Below are 14,644 nucleotides of genomic sequence, written 5' to 3' on the forward strand. Positions count from 1 at the left end.
TCACGCCTCCATGGTGGACGAGATCTGCGTCACAGGAAAGCCCACCGGATGTCCCATCTTGGGACACCGGCCCGCGCTGAGACGTGGGCAACGTTGTGGCAGCGGATGTGGCACAGCGCACAACTGGTGCGCCGCCTCATCCCCTCATCCGGTTAAGCACCCCACGAGGCGAAGACGAACGGAACATCGCATGGGCACTCTGATCAACATCGACAACGGTGGCACCCTCACCGACATCTGCGTCTGGGACGGCGCTGGCTTCACCTTCACCAAAACCCTGACCACGCCTCACGACCTGTCCGAGTGCCTGTTCACCGGCATCGAGAAGGCCTCCGCGGCGCTCTACGGCGACGCTGACCTCACCCGCCTGCTGCACGCCACCGAGCACATCCGCTACTCCACCACTCAGGGCACCAACGCTCTGGTCGAACGGCGCGGGCCGATGATCGGCGTGCTCACCTCGATCGCCGGGCTCGACGACCAGATGCGCACCTCGCCGGCCGAAGAGAAGCTATTCGAAGGCCTGGTCGCCAACCGCCTCGTGACCCTCGACGCCGATGACGACGCCTTCGAGTTCGACGCCGTCCAGAGCATCAACCGACTCACCACCCTGGGCGCCGCGCGGATCGTGGTCGCCGGTCCGACGCCCGAGGACGAGCACCGGCTGCGCCACATCCTGCTGCGGAAGTTCCCCCGCCACCTGCTCGGCTCGGTGCCACTGATCTACAGCTGGGAACTGGCCGGTGACCGCAGCCACCCCCGCCGGGTGTGGTCGTGCGTGGTCAACTCCTTCCTGCACCCGACCATGGAGCGCTTCCTCTACGGAGCCGAGCGCCGCTTGAAGGACTACCGGGTGGCCAACCCGCTGCTGGTCTACCGCAACGACGGGGCTTCGTCACGAGTAGCGAAATCTGTTGCGCTGAAAACCTATTCCTCGGGACCGCGAGGTGGCCTGGAAGGCACCGCCGCACTGGCCGGCAGGTATGGACTCGACCACGCCTTGATGATGGACATCGGCGGGACCACAACCGACGTCGGCGTGGTTGAATCCGGCGCGGTGGCCATTGCCGAGCGCGGGACCATCGAAGGCGTCGCCATGTCCTATCCGCTGAGCAATGTGTCCTCGGCCGGGGTCGGCGGGTCGTCGGTCATCAGGGTGGTCGACGGAACCATCGTGGTCGGCCCCCAGTCGGTGGGCGCCGCACCCGGACCGGCCTGCTTCGGTTTCGGCGGCAAGCAGGCCACCATCACCGATGTCAATCTCCTGCTCGGCATCCTGGACCCGGACACGTACCTGGACGGCACCTTCACCCTCGACCCCGACCGGTCCCGGGTGGCGATCACCGACGCGATCGCCACCCCGCTGGGAATCTCGTTGGAGGAAGCCCTGATCCGGATGGAGCAGGCCTATTTCCTGGCGCTTGCCGACGCGTTCGCCGACCAGGTCAAGGCGGATACCACCTTGCTGGCGTTCGGCGGAGCAGGCCCCATGAGCGCGGCCGGTGCGGCCCGCCTCGCCGGTGTGAAGCGGGTCCTCATCCCGCGCACCGCGGCGGTGTTTTCAGCGTTCGGAATCTCGTTCTCCGACATCGGCAAGACCTACGAGGTCATCGTCACCGAACCCAGCGCCGAGGCGGCGCGGCAGACCCACGACGCACTGCGCACGCGGGCCGAGCGGGACATGTTCCAGGAGGGCTATTCGCTGGCCGAGTGCGACACGTCGTGGCAGCTGCTGGTGGAGAACCTCGATGACGCCACGGTGTCCTGGCTGCCCTACCGGCCGGGCGACGACGTCGACTTCCCTGGTTGTGCGGTGTCGCTGCGATTGAGTACCACCGCCGCGCTGCCGCATCCCGACCTGGCGGGCGACACCGTCACCGAGACCGCCCCGGCACCGTCGATCGGACAGCGCCGCGTGCGCTCGGCCACCGACACCATCGACACGGTACCGGTGCATGCGCTCGACCAGCTCGAACCCGGGCATGCCGGCATCGGCCCGGCCATCATCGAGGGTTCGTTCTTCACCGCACGAGTGCTTCCCGGGTGGTCCTTCCAGGTGACCTCGGCCGGCGATCTCCTGCTCATCGATAACGCCTAAACGGCGCCACAGCAACGCTATTCAGAGCCGCTAGAAAGGAATGCTCCCATGCGAGTACCCATGACCGAGTATCTCGTGATCGACCTCGACACCGAACGCTGGGTATGCCGAGTGTGCGCACACGACATGGGCTCTGCCCATGAGAACTACAAGCCGGGGACATTGGTCTACGACCGCGACCCGCGCGAGATTCACCAGCCGATACTCGACCCCGACCGCTACGAGTACACGTTTAGCCCAGACCCCTCCTACTGCCGGATCCTCGAGTACTACTGCCCCGGATGCGGCACACAGCTCGAATGCGAGTACCTGCCCCCGGGCCATCCCCCGCTGCTCGACATCGTCGTCGACGTGGCCGCGCTGCGCACCCAGTGGGAGCAACGCGGACTCGACGCGGAGAAAGTCCACAACTACGGGCCGGGCGAAGACGCCCAGAAACACACCGCCGCGCTCCGCGCGCAAACCGGCACCGCGCTCAAGGCCATCGGCCACCTGCACTGAGCTGACAGGAGAAATCAACACATGAAACGCATTTCGGTCGACATCGGTGGCACCTTCACCGACTGCTTCTTCGTCTGGGACGACATCTACATCGACGCCAAGGCCCTGACCACACACCACAACCTGGCCGTCGGCTTCAACGACGCCCTCGACTTGGCCTGCAAGCGTGCCGGATTGGACCGCTCTACGGTGCTTTCCGAGGTGGACTCGGTGCGCTACGCCACCACCCTGGGCACCAACGCCCTCATCGAGCGCAACGGCCCGAAGGTGGCCGCGATCGTCACCCACGGATTCGAGGACACCATTCCGCTGTCCCGCGGCCGCGGCTACGGCGAGGGCCTCGACTACGGGATGCAGCAGAATCTGCCGGCCGCCGAACGGCCCGACCCGCTGGTGCCGCGGGCGATGATCCGCTCGGTGAAGGAGCGGATCAACTCGGCCGGCAAGGTGGTGGCCCGCCTCGATCCCGAGGACGTCCGCAACGTGGTGCGTGAACTGGTCGACGCCGGTGCCGAGGCCATCGTGGTCTCACTGGTCAACTCCACCGAGAACCCCGATCACGAACTGGCCGTCCAGGAGATCATTCTCGACGAGTTCCCGCCGCACGAGCTGGGCGCGATCCCGGTGCTGCTCGGCCATCAGGTGTCCGGCCGCAAGGGTGAGTACGTGCGGGCCACGTCGACCATCATCGACGGCTACCTCCACGAGATCATGTTCCACGCGCTGGCCCAGTTGTCGACCAACCTGCGGGACTTCGGCTACGACAAGCCGATGCTGGTGATCCACAACTCCGGCGGCATGGCGCAGATGAACTCCACGGATGCACTGCAGACGATCCACTCCGGGCCGATCGCCGGAGTCGGCGCCGCCGAGCACCTTTCGAACGAGACCGGAATCGGCCATGTCATCGCCACGGACATGGGCGGCACCTCGTTCGATATCGGCCTGGTACCCGAGGGCGGTGTCAAGCACTACGACTTCCTGCCCACCATCGACCGCTGGCTGGTCTCGGTGCCGATGGTGCACCTCGACACCCTCGGTGCCGGTGGCGGATCGATCGCGGCCTACGACCGCATCCACAACTCGGTCAAGATCGGCCCGAAGTCGGCGGGCTCCAACCCCGGGCCGGCGTGTTACGACCGCGGCGGGCTCAAACCAACGGTCACCGACGCCGACTTGCTCCTGGGATACCTCGACCCGGACAACTACGCCAACGGCTACATCAAGCTCAACCCGAAGCGGTCGCTGTTCGCCATCGAAGAAGAGCTGTGCGACCACCTCGACATGGATCCCATCGACGTCGCCCGGGTGATCAAGGACGGCGTCGACGAACAGATGGCCATCGGCATCGGCAAGGAACTTCGGGTCCGAGGCTATCTGCCCGAGGACTTCACCATGCTGGCCTACGGCGGCAACGGGCCGCTGCACGCCTGCGGCGTCGCCCGGCACGCCGGTATTAAACGCGTTCTCGCTCCACCATTCTCCTCGGTGTTCTCGGCCTGCGGGGCGGGCAACATGAAGCAGCTGCACTTCCACGAGCGCGGGGTGCACGTCACCATGTACAACGCGACCACCCGGGCCCTCTACGACAATTACGCCGAGTTGAACACCGTGATCGCCGAGTTGGAGGCACGCGGCTGCGAGGATCTTGTCCGACAGGGTTTTTCGGCCGACGACGTGAAATACCGACTCGAGCTGGACATGCGCTACGGCAACCAGCTACTCACCCAGGCGGTAGCACTGCCCGACATCCGCCGGGTCGGCGGCGTCGGGGACCTGCTGGCCATCATCAAGACGTTCGGCGACGTGTACAGCCACCGCTTCGGCGCCTCCTCGGCGGCCCCCGAAGCCGGCATCCGCTGCAACACGGTGCGGGTCGCCGCCTATGTCGACGGCGATGTGGTCAACTTCGAGCCACTCGGCGACGGCGGACGTCGCACCGCGGCGACCCCGGTGGGCTCTCGCCTGGCCCACTTCATCGGCATCGCTGATCCCATCGACACCCCCGTCTACGACCAGGACGCGCTGACCGCTGATCGGGTGATCACCGGTCCGGCGATCGTCACCACCGAAAACACCACGTTCCTCGTCGAACCCGGCTGGCGGCTGGAGCCCACCAGCCAGGGCGCCGTCTGGTTCCTGCAGGACTGAACCGAAACCGAGCAAAGGACACACACATGACCGCCATCAACGAACGTCCGGCAGGCACCCTGACGGCCGAGGAACAGCAGTGGGTCGACCAATTCATGGACGAGACCACGTTGTTCCTCGGGCCCGACCCGGAAATCATGCGAAGCCACCGTATTTCGGAGCGCTCCCTGCACGAGGAGACCGCCATCGCCGCCGGCGTCGACCGCCTGCAGGTGGAACGGATCCGCAAACGCATCGCCGGCGCCCTCGACGAGGGGTATGAGATGTGCGAGGCGCAGGGCGCCGCCCCCGGCGCCAAATGGGGTGACCTCACCACGGCCATCTACACCGGATCCGGGGACGTTTCGTACCTGTCATGCCACGGCGTCATCGCATTCAGCGCGATCCTGCACCACCCGATCCGCTACATCATGAAGTACTGGAAGGACGAACCGACCGTCGGCATCAACCCCGGTGACGGCTTCATCCACAACGACGCCCGATTCGGCAACGTGCACAACACCGACCAGTCGATGATCATGCCGATCATGCGCGACGGGGAGATCATCGCCTGGGTCGCCGCGACCATCCACGAGGGTGAGAACGGTGCATGCGAACCCGGCGGCATGCCGTCTGGATCGGAGACGGCATTCGACGACGGGTTGCGAATGAGCCCGTTCAAGATCGTCGAGCGCGGCGAGCTCCGCCGGGATCTGCTGACGTTCCTGCAGCACTCGGTTCGCGATCCCAAACTGCAGCTCGCCGACCTGAAGGTCAAGATCACCGCGGTGCGCAAGATCATGGAGCGCGTCGACAAGGTGATCGACGAGGTGGGTGTCGACACGTTCGTGGCTGCGCTGCGCACGACCGTCGAAGACGTCGACCTGGAGGTGCGCCGCCGGATCAGCGAATTGCCGGACGGCACGTACCGGTTCGATCAGTTCATGGACAGCACGCTCAAGGAGAACATCCTGATCAAGTTTGCGTGCACCATCACCGTCAAGGGTGATCACATGACCGTCGATCTGCGCGGCACCGGGCCAGAAATCCTCAACCGTGCCATCAACTCACCGCTGTGTTCGGTGAAATCGATGATGATGCAGGCGATTCTGGCGTTCTGGTGGCCGGACCTGCCGCGCTGCACCGCCGCCATGAGCTGCATCGATATCGTGTCCGACGAGGGCAGCTGGGCCGATGCGTCCTACGACGCACCCATGGGCCAATCGCTGCAGGCTTCCTTCCGCGGCTTCTCCTGCATGCAGGCGCTCTACAGCCGGATGTCGTTCAGCACGCCGCACAAGTACAGCAACGTGGTGGCCAACTGGTTCAATCAGATCAATACGTTCCTGTGGGGAGGCATCACCCAGCACGGTGACATGGTCGGCAATCTGTGCGCCGATCTCAACGGGATGCCCGGCGGCGCAAAGCCATTCCGCGACGGTGAGGATGCCGTCTCGCCGCTGTTCTGCGCCATGGCCGACACCGCCGAACAGGAGGTGATGGAAGAAGAGGTGCCGTTCATGCAGCTGGTGGCCAAGCGGCTGGTCCGGGACAACATGGGCTTCGGCAAGTTCACCGGTGGCATGGGTTACGAGATGATCGTCGCGGCGGAAGGCAGCCCCCAGTGGGGCTTCATGACGGTGACCTCGGGAGCGAAGTTCTCCTCCATCTACGGCATGTACGGCGGGTACGGATGCGGTACGTATCCGCTGGCCATGGTCAAGGGCACCAATGTCTACGAGCATTTCCGCCGGGACCACAAGACGTTCGACCTGTCGATGGAGAAGGTCATGAACACCCGGCCGTTCCCGGACGGCCGGTACTCGACCTATCACATGGGTTTGCAGTTCGACCTCGCCAAGGACGGCGAGCTCTACATGATCAGTCAGGGCGCCGGCGGCGGATACGGAGATCCGTTGGAGCGGTTGCCGGAATCGGTCGTGCGCGACGCCGAGCTGGGCCGGATCAGCCAGAAGGTGGCCGAGGAGATCTTCGGGGTGCGCTACGATCCCGCCACCTACCGGCTCGACGCGGCAGCGACCCTGGCCGCCCGCGTCGAGGCGCGCAAGGCACGGTTGCGGCGGGGCAAGCCGTTCGCCGAGTTCTGCGCGGGCTTCGTCACCGCGGAGCCACCGAAAGACCTTGCCTACTACGGATCTTGGGGTACCTGGACCGAGGATGCCCCGGATATCACGGCAACGGTCTACAGCATCGACGGTCCGCAACGCGTCACCGCGCCCCTCGACAAGCTGCCGATCGTGATGGTTCCCGACCGCCGCGAAGTCAAGATCAACAAACTCGAGGCCCGCATCGCCGAATTGGAGTCCAAGTACGGCGAGACCGTCAACCGCCTGACCTGATCCGCGGCTAACGACAAGGAACTCACCATGATGTTGAAGACGCTGGCCGCCGACCCGCCCAGTGGACGGCAACGACCGTTGTTCATCGATGATGCGCAGTACTCCACCGCGGTGATCCGGCAGGGCGCGCCGATCCCGTGGACCGACACCGCCGCGCTGACAGCGCATTTCGGCCAGGTCCGCGGTCTGCTCGATCCGGACGCCCAGTGGATCGACATCCGCCGGGTCTTCGAGGCTCATTGCGGGGCTCGTCCGGAGCTGATCGAGGCGATGGGCGCGCGCTCGCGCTGCGGATATCCGCTGCGGACGGTGCTCGGCGACCCGCGGTTGCTCACCGCGGTTCTGGAGTCGCTGGGCACCGTGGCCGCCACATCCGCCCGGCCACTGGTGCTCCACGTCCCCTCGCCCGCATCCTGGCTGGACTGGGCACACCGACTGGCCGGCAATCCCCTCGATGACGTCGACGCCGACCGGGCCGACAGCGCATCGATGTACATCGCCGAGTGGCTGGGGCAACTGGGAGCTCTTCCGCTGGCTCTGGTTCTGTTCGACGCCCGTCAGGCGAGGTTCGGCTCACCCGAGCACCTGGAGTCCTATACCGCCCTGGCCAACGTCGCCGCCCACTTCGACTGGTCACTGGCCATGTGGCAGTCCGGCGGAATCGTCGGCCAGCCGGGCTCGCCGTCGGTCGGCGTCATTGCACCGGAGTTCTGGATATCCGGAGGCACGGTGCCGGCAACAGACGTTCTGGTGACGACGATCCCCGGCACCGGGACACCGGAGACCGTCCTCGACCAGCTGGCCACCCTGCGCTGAAAGGTATTCATGGACAAGACAGTCGCCACCGCCGCCGAGGCGGTCGCCGACATTCCCGATTCGATCATGCTGGCCACCGGTGGGTTTGGAATCTGCGGCATCCCGGCCGTACTGCTCGCCGCGCTGGCTGAACTCGGCAGTCGGGATATCACGTTGGTGTCGAACAACTGCGGTATCGCCGGGGTGGGCAATTCGCTCCTGCTTGAAAACCGCCAGATCCGCCGGCTCATCGCCTCATACGTGGGTGAGAACAAGGAACTCGAGCGGCAGTATCTGGCCGGTGAGGTCGAGATCGAGCTGACGCCGCAGGGCACACTCGCCGAGCGGTTACGGGCCGGCGGGGCCGGAATCGCCGCCTTCTACACCCGAACCGGGGTCGGCACTCAGATCGGCGATGGCGGCCTACCGATCCGCTACGCCCCGGACGGATCGGTGGCGGTGAAGTCTCCGGCCAGGCCCACCGAGCGCCTGCCGTGGGATGGTGGCGTGCACACCTTCCTCCGCGAAGAGGCGCTGCGACCCGATGTCGCACTGATCCACGCGTGGAAAGGTGATCGACACGGAAACCTGTTGTTCCGCAAGGCTGCCCGCAACTTCAACCCGCTGTGCGCGATGGCAGCCAAACGCACCATCGCCGAGGTCGAAGTGCTCGCCGAGCCCGGCGACCTCGATGCCGACGCCATTCACCTGCCGGGAATCTACGTCGACCGGGTAGTCGCGCTGACCCCGGAGCAGGCCGCGGACAAGGGCATCGAGCGGCGGACCGTAGCGGGGGCGCCGTGATGGGCTGGAGCCACACCGAGATGGCGGCCCGCGCGGCCGCCGAACTACGCGACGGCGATTACGTCAATCTGGGCATCGGGCTTCCGACCCTGGTGCCGGGGGTGGTGTCCCCCGGCGTCCACATCGTGCTGCAGTCCGAGAACGGAATACTCGGACTGGGCCCCTATCCCGCTGCCGGAGAGGAGGATCCGGACCTGATCAACGCCGGCAAGGAGACGGTGACGACCGTGGGCGGGGCGAGCTTCTTCGACTCGTCGGCGAGTTTCGCGATGATCCGGTCAGGCAAGATCGACGTAGCCATCCTGGGTGGGATGCAGGTCAGTGCGCACGGCGACCTCAGCAACTGGGTGGTACCGGGCAAGCTGGTCAAAGGCATGGGTGGCGCGATGGACCTGGTGCACGGCGCCCGGCGCGTCATCGTCCTGATGGAGCATTGCACCCGCGACGGGTCACCGAAGATCTTGGCGGAGAACACCCTTCCGCTCACCGGTCGCAAGGTGGTCGATCGGATCATCACCGACCTGGGGGTCCTTGATGTGACCGAAGCCGGGTTGTGTCTGATCGAACTGGCCCCAGGAGTCAGCGAAGCCGAGATCGCCCACCGAACCGGAGCGCCGATCGCGCTGTCCAGCCCGGTCGGGTAGCGACCTGCTGCGCTCGAGGCGTCTAGCGCGACCCGTACACGCCGGCCAGGTACTCGTCGCGGCAGGCACGGCGGGCCAGCTTGCCGCTCGTGGTGCGCGGGATCGCGCCGGCGGCGACCAACCGGACGTCGGCCACCGGCAGCGAATGCCGGCGGGAGACGGCCGCCCGGATCACCTCGACGATCGGCTCGGGCTCGGCCTTGCCCGCCCCGGGCGCGCGCTCGGCGACGACCACCAGCCGCTCCCCCGCGCCTTCCTCGGCCGGCACGGAGAATGCCGCCACGAACCCGGTCCGCACGGCCGGCGAGGCCGCGGCAACGGTGGCCTCGATGTCCTGCGGGTAGTGGTTGCGACCGTCGATGATCACCAGATCCTTGATCCGGCCGGTGATGTAGAGCTGCCCGTCCAGGTGCACGCCCATGTCTCCGGTGCGAAACCAGGTCGCGTCGGCCGGGGCTCCGTCGGCGTGGCTGCCGCTGTCCAGCCGCACCTGCAGCTTGTTGCGGAACGACCGTTCGGTCTCGACATCTCGCCCCCAGTACCCGCGGCCGACATTGTCGCCGTGCAGCCAGATCTCACCCACCTGGCCGTCGGCGAGTTCGGATTCGGATACCGGGTCCACGACAACGGCCCACTGGCTGCGCGCGACGCGCCCGCAGGACACCTGGGGCACGGCGTTGGGCGCGTCGGGCGACACCCGCACAGCGCGGCCGACGCCGAGCTCGGCACGGTCGAGATACGTTGCGCGGGCCTGATCTTCGGCCCCGATCGTCGAGACGAACAGGGTTGCCTCGGCCATGCCGTAGGAGGGCTTCACCGCGGTCGACGGCAATCCGTAGGGGGCGAACGCGGCGTTGAACTTGTTGATCGACTCGATGTTGACCGGTTCGGAGCCGTTGATCAGCCCGGCCACGTTGCTCAGGTCGAGATCCTCGCCGCGGGGCGGCAGGCCCCGCTGCGCGGCGAGTTCGAAAGCGAAGTTGGGCGCGGCGGCGAAGGTCCGGCCGTACTGGGCCTCGACGGCGAGTTCTTTGATCCAGCGGTAGGGCCGGCGCACGAATGCCGTCGGCGACATCAGCGTCAGATGCCCGCCGAACATCGCCGGGAACATGATCATCAGCAGGCCCATGTCGTGGAACAGCGGCAACCAGCTGACGCTGGTGGTGTCGAAGTCCAGCCCCACCGAGATGATCATCTGCGCGACGTTGGTCAGCACCGCCCGGTGGGTGATCTCCACACCGGCGGGGGCGCGCGTCGACCCCGAGGTGTACTGCAGATAGGCCAGATCCCCGCTGTGCAGTGGCGGGGGTGTGAAGGTCGCGCCGACGGACTCGGGCAGCGCGTCGAGTGCGATCACCCGGGGACGCTGCGAGCGTGGCGACTTGCGCAGGAAGCTCTGCACCCGGTCGGCTGCCGCCGTGGTCGTGAGCACCACCGAGGGCTGGGCGTCCGACATGACCGCTTCCAGCCGCTCGCCGTGACCGGGCAGCTCCGGCGCGAACAGCGGGACGGCGACGTTGCCGGCCTGAATCGCGCCGAAGAAGCCGACCACGTAGTCGATGCCCTGCGGTGCCAGGATCGCCACCCGGTCACCGGGCTGGGTCACCTGCTGCAGCCGCGCGCCGACCGCGCGCAGCCGCGCCCCCAGCTCGCGCCAGGTCAGCTCGATGGCGTTGCCCGAAGAATCGTGGTCGTAGTCGAGGTAGCGGTACACCACGCTGTCGCCGAACTCGAGCACATTGTGGTCGAGAAAGGTCATCAACGTCAGTTCAGGCGGCAGGACGATATTGCCGTCGGCGTCGAGATAGTCCTCGAGTTTCAAGCGCGTCCCCGGGCCTTGGGTGCCAAGCGTTCCGCGACTCATAAGAAGATCTTAAGATCTGTGGAGCCGGTACGGCCGTTGCGCCCCGGCGCGCCGCGTATCGGGTTCGGTTCGGGCGGGCATTTCACCACTCGGCTGCGCCGAGATCCGGATCGTGTTCACCTGGATGTGACACCCTGTGCAGCAATGGGTACCACCGGTAATCGTCGCGAGCGAAGGTGAAGATGGCTGCTAGAGCTGCGGGTACAGCCCGCCACGTCGAGGTGGAGAGCAAGTTCGACGTTCCCGAGGCAACGGTTTTCCCGTCCTTTGAAGGTCTCTCCGCGGTCGCACGGGTGGAGCGGCAGCCGTCACAGTCTCTGGACGCGGTGTACTTCGACACACCGGGTCGAGACCTGGCTCTGCACCGGATCACGCTGCGCCGGCGCACGGGTGGCCCCGACGCCGGCTGGCACCTCAAGCTGCCGTCGGGTCCGGACGCGCGAACCGAGGTCCACGCGCCGTTGGAGGCGGAGGCCAGCCCGACCGAGGTGCCCGAGGAGCTCAGCGACATCGTGCTGGCGATCGTGCGGGATCGGCCGGTGGCGCCGGTGGCACGCATCACGACCACCCGCGGCGTGGTCATGCTCTACGGCGCCGACGGCGCCGCGCTGGCCGAATTCTGCGACGACGAGGTCAGCGCATGGGCGATCGACCCGGTCGATGGCAGCGACGGCGAGGCGCAGCACTGGCACGAGTGGGAACTAGAGTTGACCGACGGCGAGGCCGACGGCGCCGCTGACCTGCTTAAACGGCTCGGTAACCGGCTGCTCGACGCGGGTGCCACGCCCGCCGGGCATGGCTCGAAGCTGGCCAAGGTGCTCGACACCGCGGCCGCCATCCCCGAGCGGCCGGAGCCGTCGGCCGATCCGGTGCACCGGGCCGTCGCCGAGCAGGTCGAGCAGATGCTGGTGTGGGACCGTGCCGTGCGGGCCGACACCTATGATTCGGTCCACCAGATGCGCGTCGTCACCCGCAAGATCCGCAGCCTGCTGCAGGAATCGGAGGACTCTTTCGGCCTGACCGACGACGCCTGGATCCTCGACGAGCTGCGCCAGCTGGCCGGGGTGCTGGGCGTGGCCCGCGACGCCGAGGTCCTCGCCGACCGCTACGAGGAGACGCTGGACGCATTGCCGCCCGAGCTGGTCCGCGGCCCCGTGCGCGAGCGCCTGGTCGACGGGGCACGCCGCCGCTACCAGGCCGGTCTGCGGCGATCGTTGCAGGCCATGCGCTCATCGCGCTACTTCCGGCTGCTGGACGCCCTGGACGCGCTTGTCGCCGCGCAAGCGCCGGAAGCCACCGCCGGCGAGACGCAGGTGCAGGTCGGCATCGACGCGGCCTACAGGCGGGTTCGCAAGGCCGCCAAGGCCGCGGCCCGGGCCACCGACGAGCACCACGACGAGGCGCTGCACCGGATCCGCAAAGGCGCCAAACGCCTGCGCTACGTCGCCGCCGCGACCGGTGAGCCCAAGGTGTCGGATCGGGCCAAGACCATCCAGACCCTGCTCGGCGACCACCAGGACAGTGTCGTCAGCCGCACCCACCTGAGCCAGCAGGCACTCGCCGCGCAGGCTGCCGGTGAGGACACGTTCACCTACGGCCTGCTCTACCAGCGCGAGGATGACCTGGCTAACAGGTGCCGCGAGCAGCTGGACGCCGCGCTCGACGCACTGCGCAAGAGCGTGCGCAAGGCGCACTAGACGCAAAGGCCCACGGCAAAAGGGCGGACGAGTTGGCCTGTAAGCCGGATTCTGTCCCGCCCTGCCACGGTTGACCGCGGCAGGGCGGCGGCGACCATCCATCTGGGCACACCGTCGCCGGGTGCCTCGAGCGGCCTACCCGCAGGCTCGGGCGAGCAGCCCTCGAACGCCTGCGCAGCCGCACCAGGTGCGGCCTCTTGGCCTTGCTTCGGGTGGGGTTTACCGAGCCATCCCGGTCACCCGGAATGCTGGTGCGCTCTTACCGCACCGTTTCACCCTTACCGCCGCCCCGAAGGGCGGCGGCGGTCTGTTTTCTGTGGCACTGTCCCGCGAGTCACCTCGGATTGCCGTTAGCAATCACCCTGCTCTGTGAAGTCCGGACTTTCCTCGACTCCCCCGAAGGGTGAGCCGCGGCCGCCCGGCCAACTCGTCCGCTCAGACAACGTAGCGCCTGCGCGTTGTCTTCGGCGAACCAGCGCTCACTTCCGCCGAAGCTGGATCACGTTGTCGAGCAGTTCGGCCGGCTGCCCGTCCGGCCCGGTTGCCGTCCGCGCCACACTGTCCACCCGAACCCGCTCCCAGTGCTCGGGGTCCAGCGCCAGGCTATCGACCACCTCCTCGGCCGACAGGAAGACGTGGTGGCGGACCTCCTCGGGCGCCCAGGGTGGCGCGCCACCGTGGTCGACGATCAGCAACGTGCCGCCGGGCGCCACCGTGGCGGCCGCACGGCGCAGGATCGCAGGTCGGTCCATCTCCACCAAGCTGTGGAAGAAGTGGGCCGACACCAGGTCGAACGGCCCCTCGGGCAGGCTCGTCGTCAGGTCGTGTTGTTGAAAGTCGATGCGCTCCAGCACACCTCGTGCTCGAGCGTCCTCGGCGGCGCGGGCCAGTGCGATGCTGGAGACGTCGACGGCCACGACGTCCCAGCCGTGCTCGGCCAGCCACATGGCGTCGCCACCCTCACCGCAACCCAGATCCAAGGCCCGCGAACCGGTCAGCTCGCTGACGATTTCGACGAGGCGGGTGTTGGCCCGTCCACTCCAGATCCGGGGCTTCTCCGCGTAGCGCTCCTCCCAGTGGTCGTGGTGCTGCTCGGACGTCGCATGCTCGGTATCCATGACTCGAGCTTGCAGGCGCCGCGCCCAGGTGGCAACGTTCTTTGCCATGCAGGCAAAGACTGCGGACGACGACATCGACCTGCGGGTGCGCAAACGGCTCCGAGAGCTTCGTGGCCGGCTCGGCCTGACACTCGAGGACGTCGCCTCCCGGGCCGGCATCGATGTCTCGACGCTGAGCCGGCTGGAATCAGGCAAGCGCAGGCTGGCCCTCGACCACCTACCCCGGCTGGCCGCGGCGCTGTCGGTCAGCACCGACGAGCTGCTCGGGGCGCCACCGCCGGCCGATCCGCGGGTTCGAGCCCCGTCGCACACCCGGCACCTGGTGACCTACTGGCCGCTGACCCGCCACAGCGGCGCCGGCGGACTGCAGGCCTTCAAGATCCGCATCAGCGCGCGGCGACGCACCCCGCCGGCCGAGCTGCCCACCCACGAAGGCCAGGAATGGCTCTACGTGCTGACCGGCCGGCTCCAGCTGATGCTCGGCGATCAGCATTTCGTCATCGACCCCGGTGAAGCGGTGGAGTTCAGCACCTGGACCCCGCACTGGTTCGGCGCCGTCGACGGCCCGGTGGAGGCCATCATCCTGTTCGGCCCGCACGGCGAACGGGTGCACCTGCGGCCGTAGCGGCTCAG

At 67.2% G+C, this 14,644-nt stretch carries 11 protein-coding genes and 1 other RNA gene; 9 read left to right on the forward strand and 3 right to left on the reverse strand.

The genetic code is table 11. The features are described 5' to 3' along the window. Window positions 1–190 precede the first annotated feature (190 nt). The 7 genes from ADBZ9K_RS06685 to ADBZ9K_RS06715 are packed head-to-tail and all read left to right on the forward strand — an operon-like array spanning window position 191 to window position 9,332. Entirely contained in the window at window positions 191–2,098 is a 1,908-nt protein-coding gene (locus tag ADBZ9K_RS06685) for a hydantoinase/oxoprolinase family protein (protein WP_526619304.1), read from the forward strand. Between the two features lie 48 nt (window positions 2,099–2,146). Further along, window positions 2,147–2,599 carry an acetone carboxylase subunit gamma gene (locus ADBZ9K_RS06690; RefSeq protein ID WP_526619306.1) on the forward strand — a complete coding sequence of 151 codons (453 nt, stop codon included), beginning with the start codon at window positions 2,147–2,149 and terminating at the stop codon, window positions 2,597–2,599. Window positions 2,600–2,620: 21 nt separating this feature from the next. After that, window positions 2,621–4,750, forward strand: coding sequence for a hydantoinase/oxoprolinase family protein (locus tag ADBZ9K_RS06695; RefSeq protein ID WP_526619308.1), 2,130 nt, complete (start codon window positions 2,621–2,623; stop codon window positions 4,748–4,750). Window positions 4,751–4,776: 26 nt separating this feature from the next. Further along, on the forward strand, window positions 4,777–7,089 hold the full coding sequence (locus ADBZ9K_RS06700) for a hydantoinase B/oxoprolinase family protein (RefSeq protein WP_526619309.1): 2,313 nt from the start codon (window positions 4,777–4,779) through the stop codon (window positions 7,087–7,089). A gap of 27 nt (window positions 7,090–7,116) precedes the next feature. Next, complete coding sequence (locus ADBZ9K_RS06705) at window positions 7,117–7,905, forward strand: hypothetical protein (RefSeq protein WP_526619310.1); 789 nt, start codon at window positions 7,117–7,119, stop codon at window positions 7,903–7,905. 9 nt (window positions 7,906–7,914) lie between these two features. Then, window positions 7,915–8,688, forward strand: coding sequence for a CoA transferase subunit A (locus ADBZ9K_RS06710; protein WP_526619312.1), 774 nt, complete (start codon window positions 7,915–7,917; stop codon window positions 8,686–8,688). After that, window positions 8,688–9,332 (forward strand): 3-oxoacid CoA-transferase subunit B, encoded by a 645-nt coding sequence (locus ADBZ9K_RS06715; RefSeq protein ID WP_526620787.1) that lies wholly within the window; start codon window positions 8,688–8,690, stop codon window positions 9,330–9,332. The genes ADBZ9K_RS06710 and ADBZ9K_RS06715 overlap by 1 nt, the downstream gene beginning before the upstream one ends. Before the next feature lie 22 nt (window positions 9,333–9,354). Here ADBZ9K_RS06715 and ADBZ9K_RS06720 read toward each other — a convergent pair whose 3' ends face one another. Continuing rightward, complete coding sequence (locus ADBZ9K_RS06720; RefSeq protein WP_526619313.1) at window positions 9,355–11,196, reverse strand: fatty acyl-AMP ligase; 1,842 nt, start codon at window positions 11,194–11,196, stop codon at window positions 9,355–9,357. Between the two features lie 182 nt (window positions 11,197–11,378). Here ADBZ9K_RS06720 and ADBZ9K_RS06725 point away from each other — a divergent pair, with 182 nt between their 5' ends. Beyond that, complete coding sequence (locus ADBZ9K_RS06725; protein WP_526619314.1) at window positions 11,379–12,893, forward strand: CYTH and CHAD domain-containing protein; 1,515 nt, start codon at window positions 11,379–11,381, stop codon at window positions 12,891–12,893. A gap of 24 nt (window positions 12,894–12,917) precedes the next feature. Here ADBZ9K_RS06725 and rnpB read toward each other — a convergent pair. Together rnpB and ADBZ9K_RS06735 are read right to left on the reverse strand one after the other, a co-directional pair. Then, window positions 12,918–13,323: RNase P RNA component class A (rnpB, locus tag ADBZ9K_RS06730), an RNA gene on the reverse strand. 49 nt (window positions 13,324–13,372) lie between these two features. Further along, window positions 13,373–14,011, reverse strand: a complete 639-nt coding sequence (locus tag ADBZ9K_RS06735; protein WP_526619315.1) for a class I SAM-dependent methyltransferase — start codon at window positions 14,009–14,011, stop codon at window positions 13,373–13,375. A 46-nt stretch (window positions 14,012–14,057) separates the two neighbouring features. On the opposite strand from ADBZ9K_RS06735, the gene relB reads away from it, so the two are divergent. Next, on the forward strand, window positions 14,058–14,636 hold the full coding sequence (gene relB / locus ADBZ9K_RS06740; protein ID WP_526619316.1) for a type II toxin-antitoxin system RelB family anti-toxin: 579 nt from the start codon (window positions 14,058–14,060) through the stop codon (window positions 14,634–14,636). Window positions 14,637–14,644 lie beyond the last annotated feature (8 nt).

It is taken from the genome of Mycobacterium sp. (genome assembly GCF_965229265.1).
Taxonomy (GTDB): Bacteria; Actinomycetota; Actinomycetes; order Mycobacteriales; family Mycobacteriaceae; genus Mycobacterium.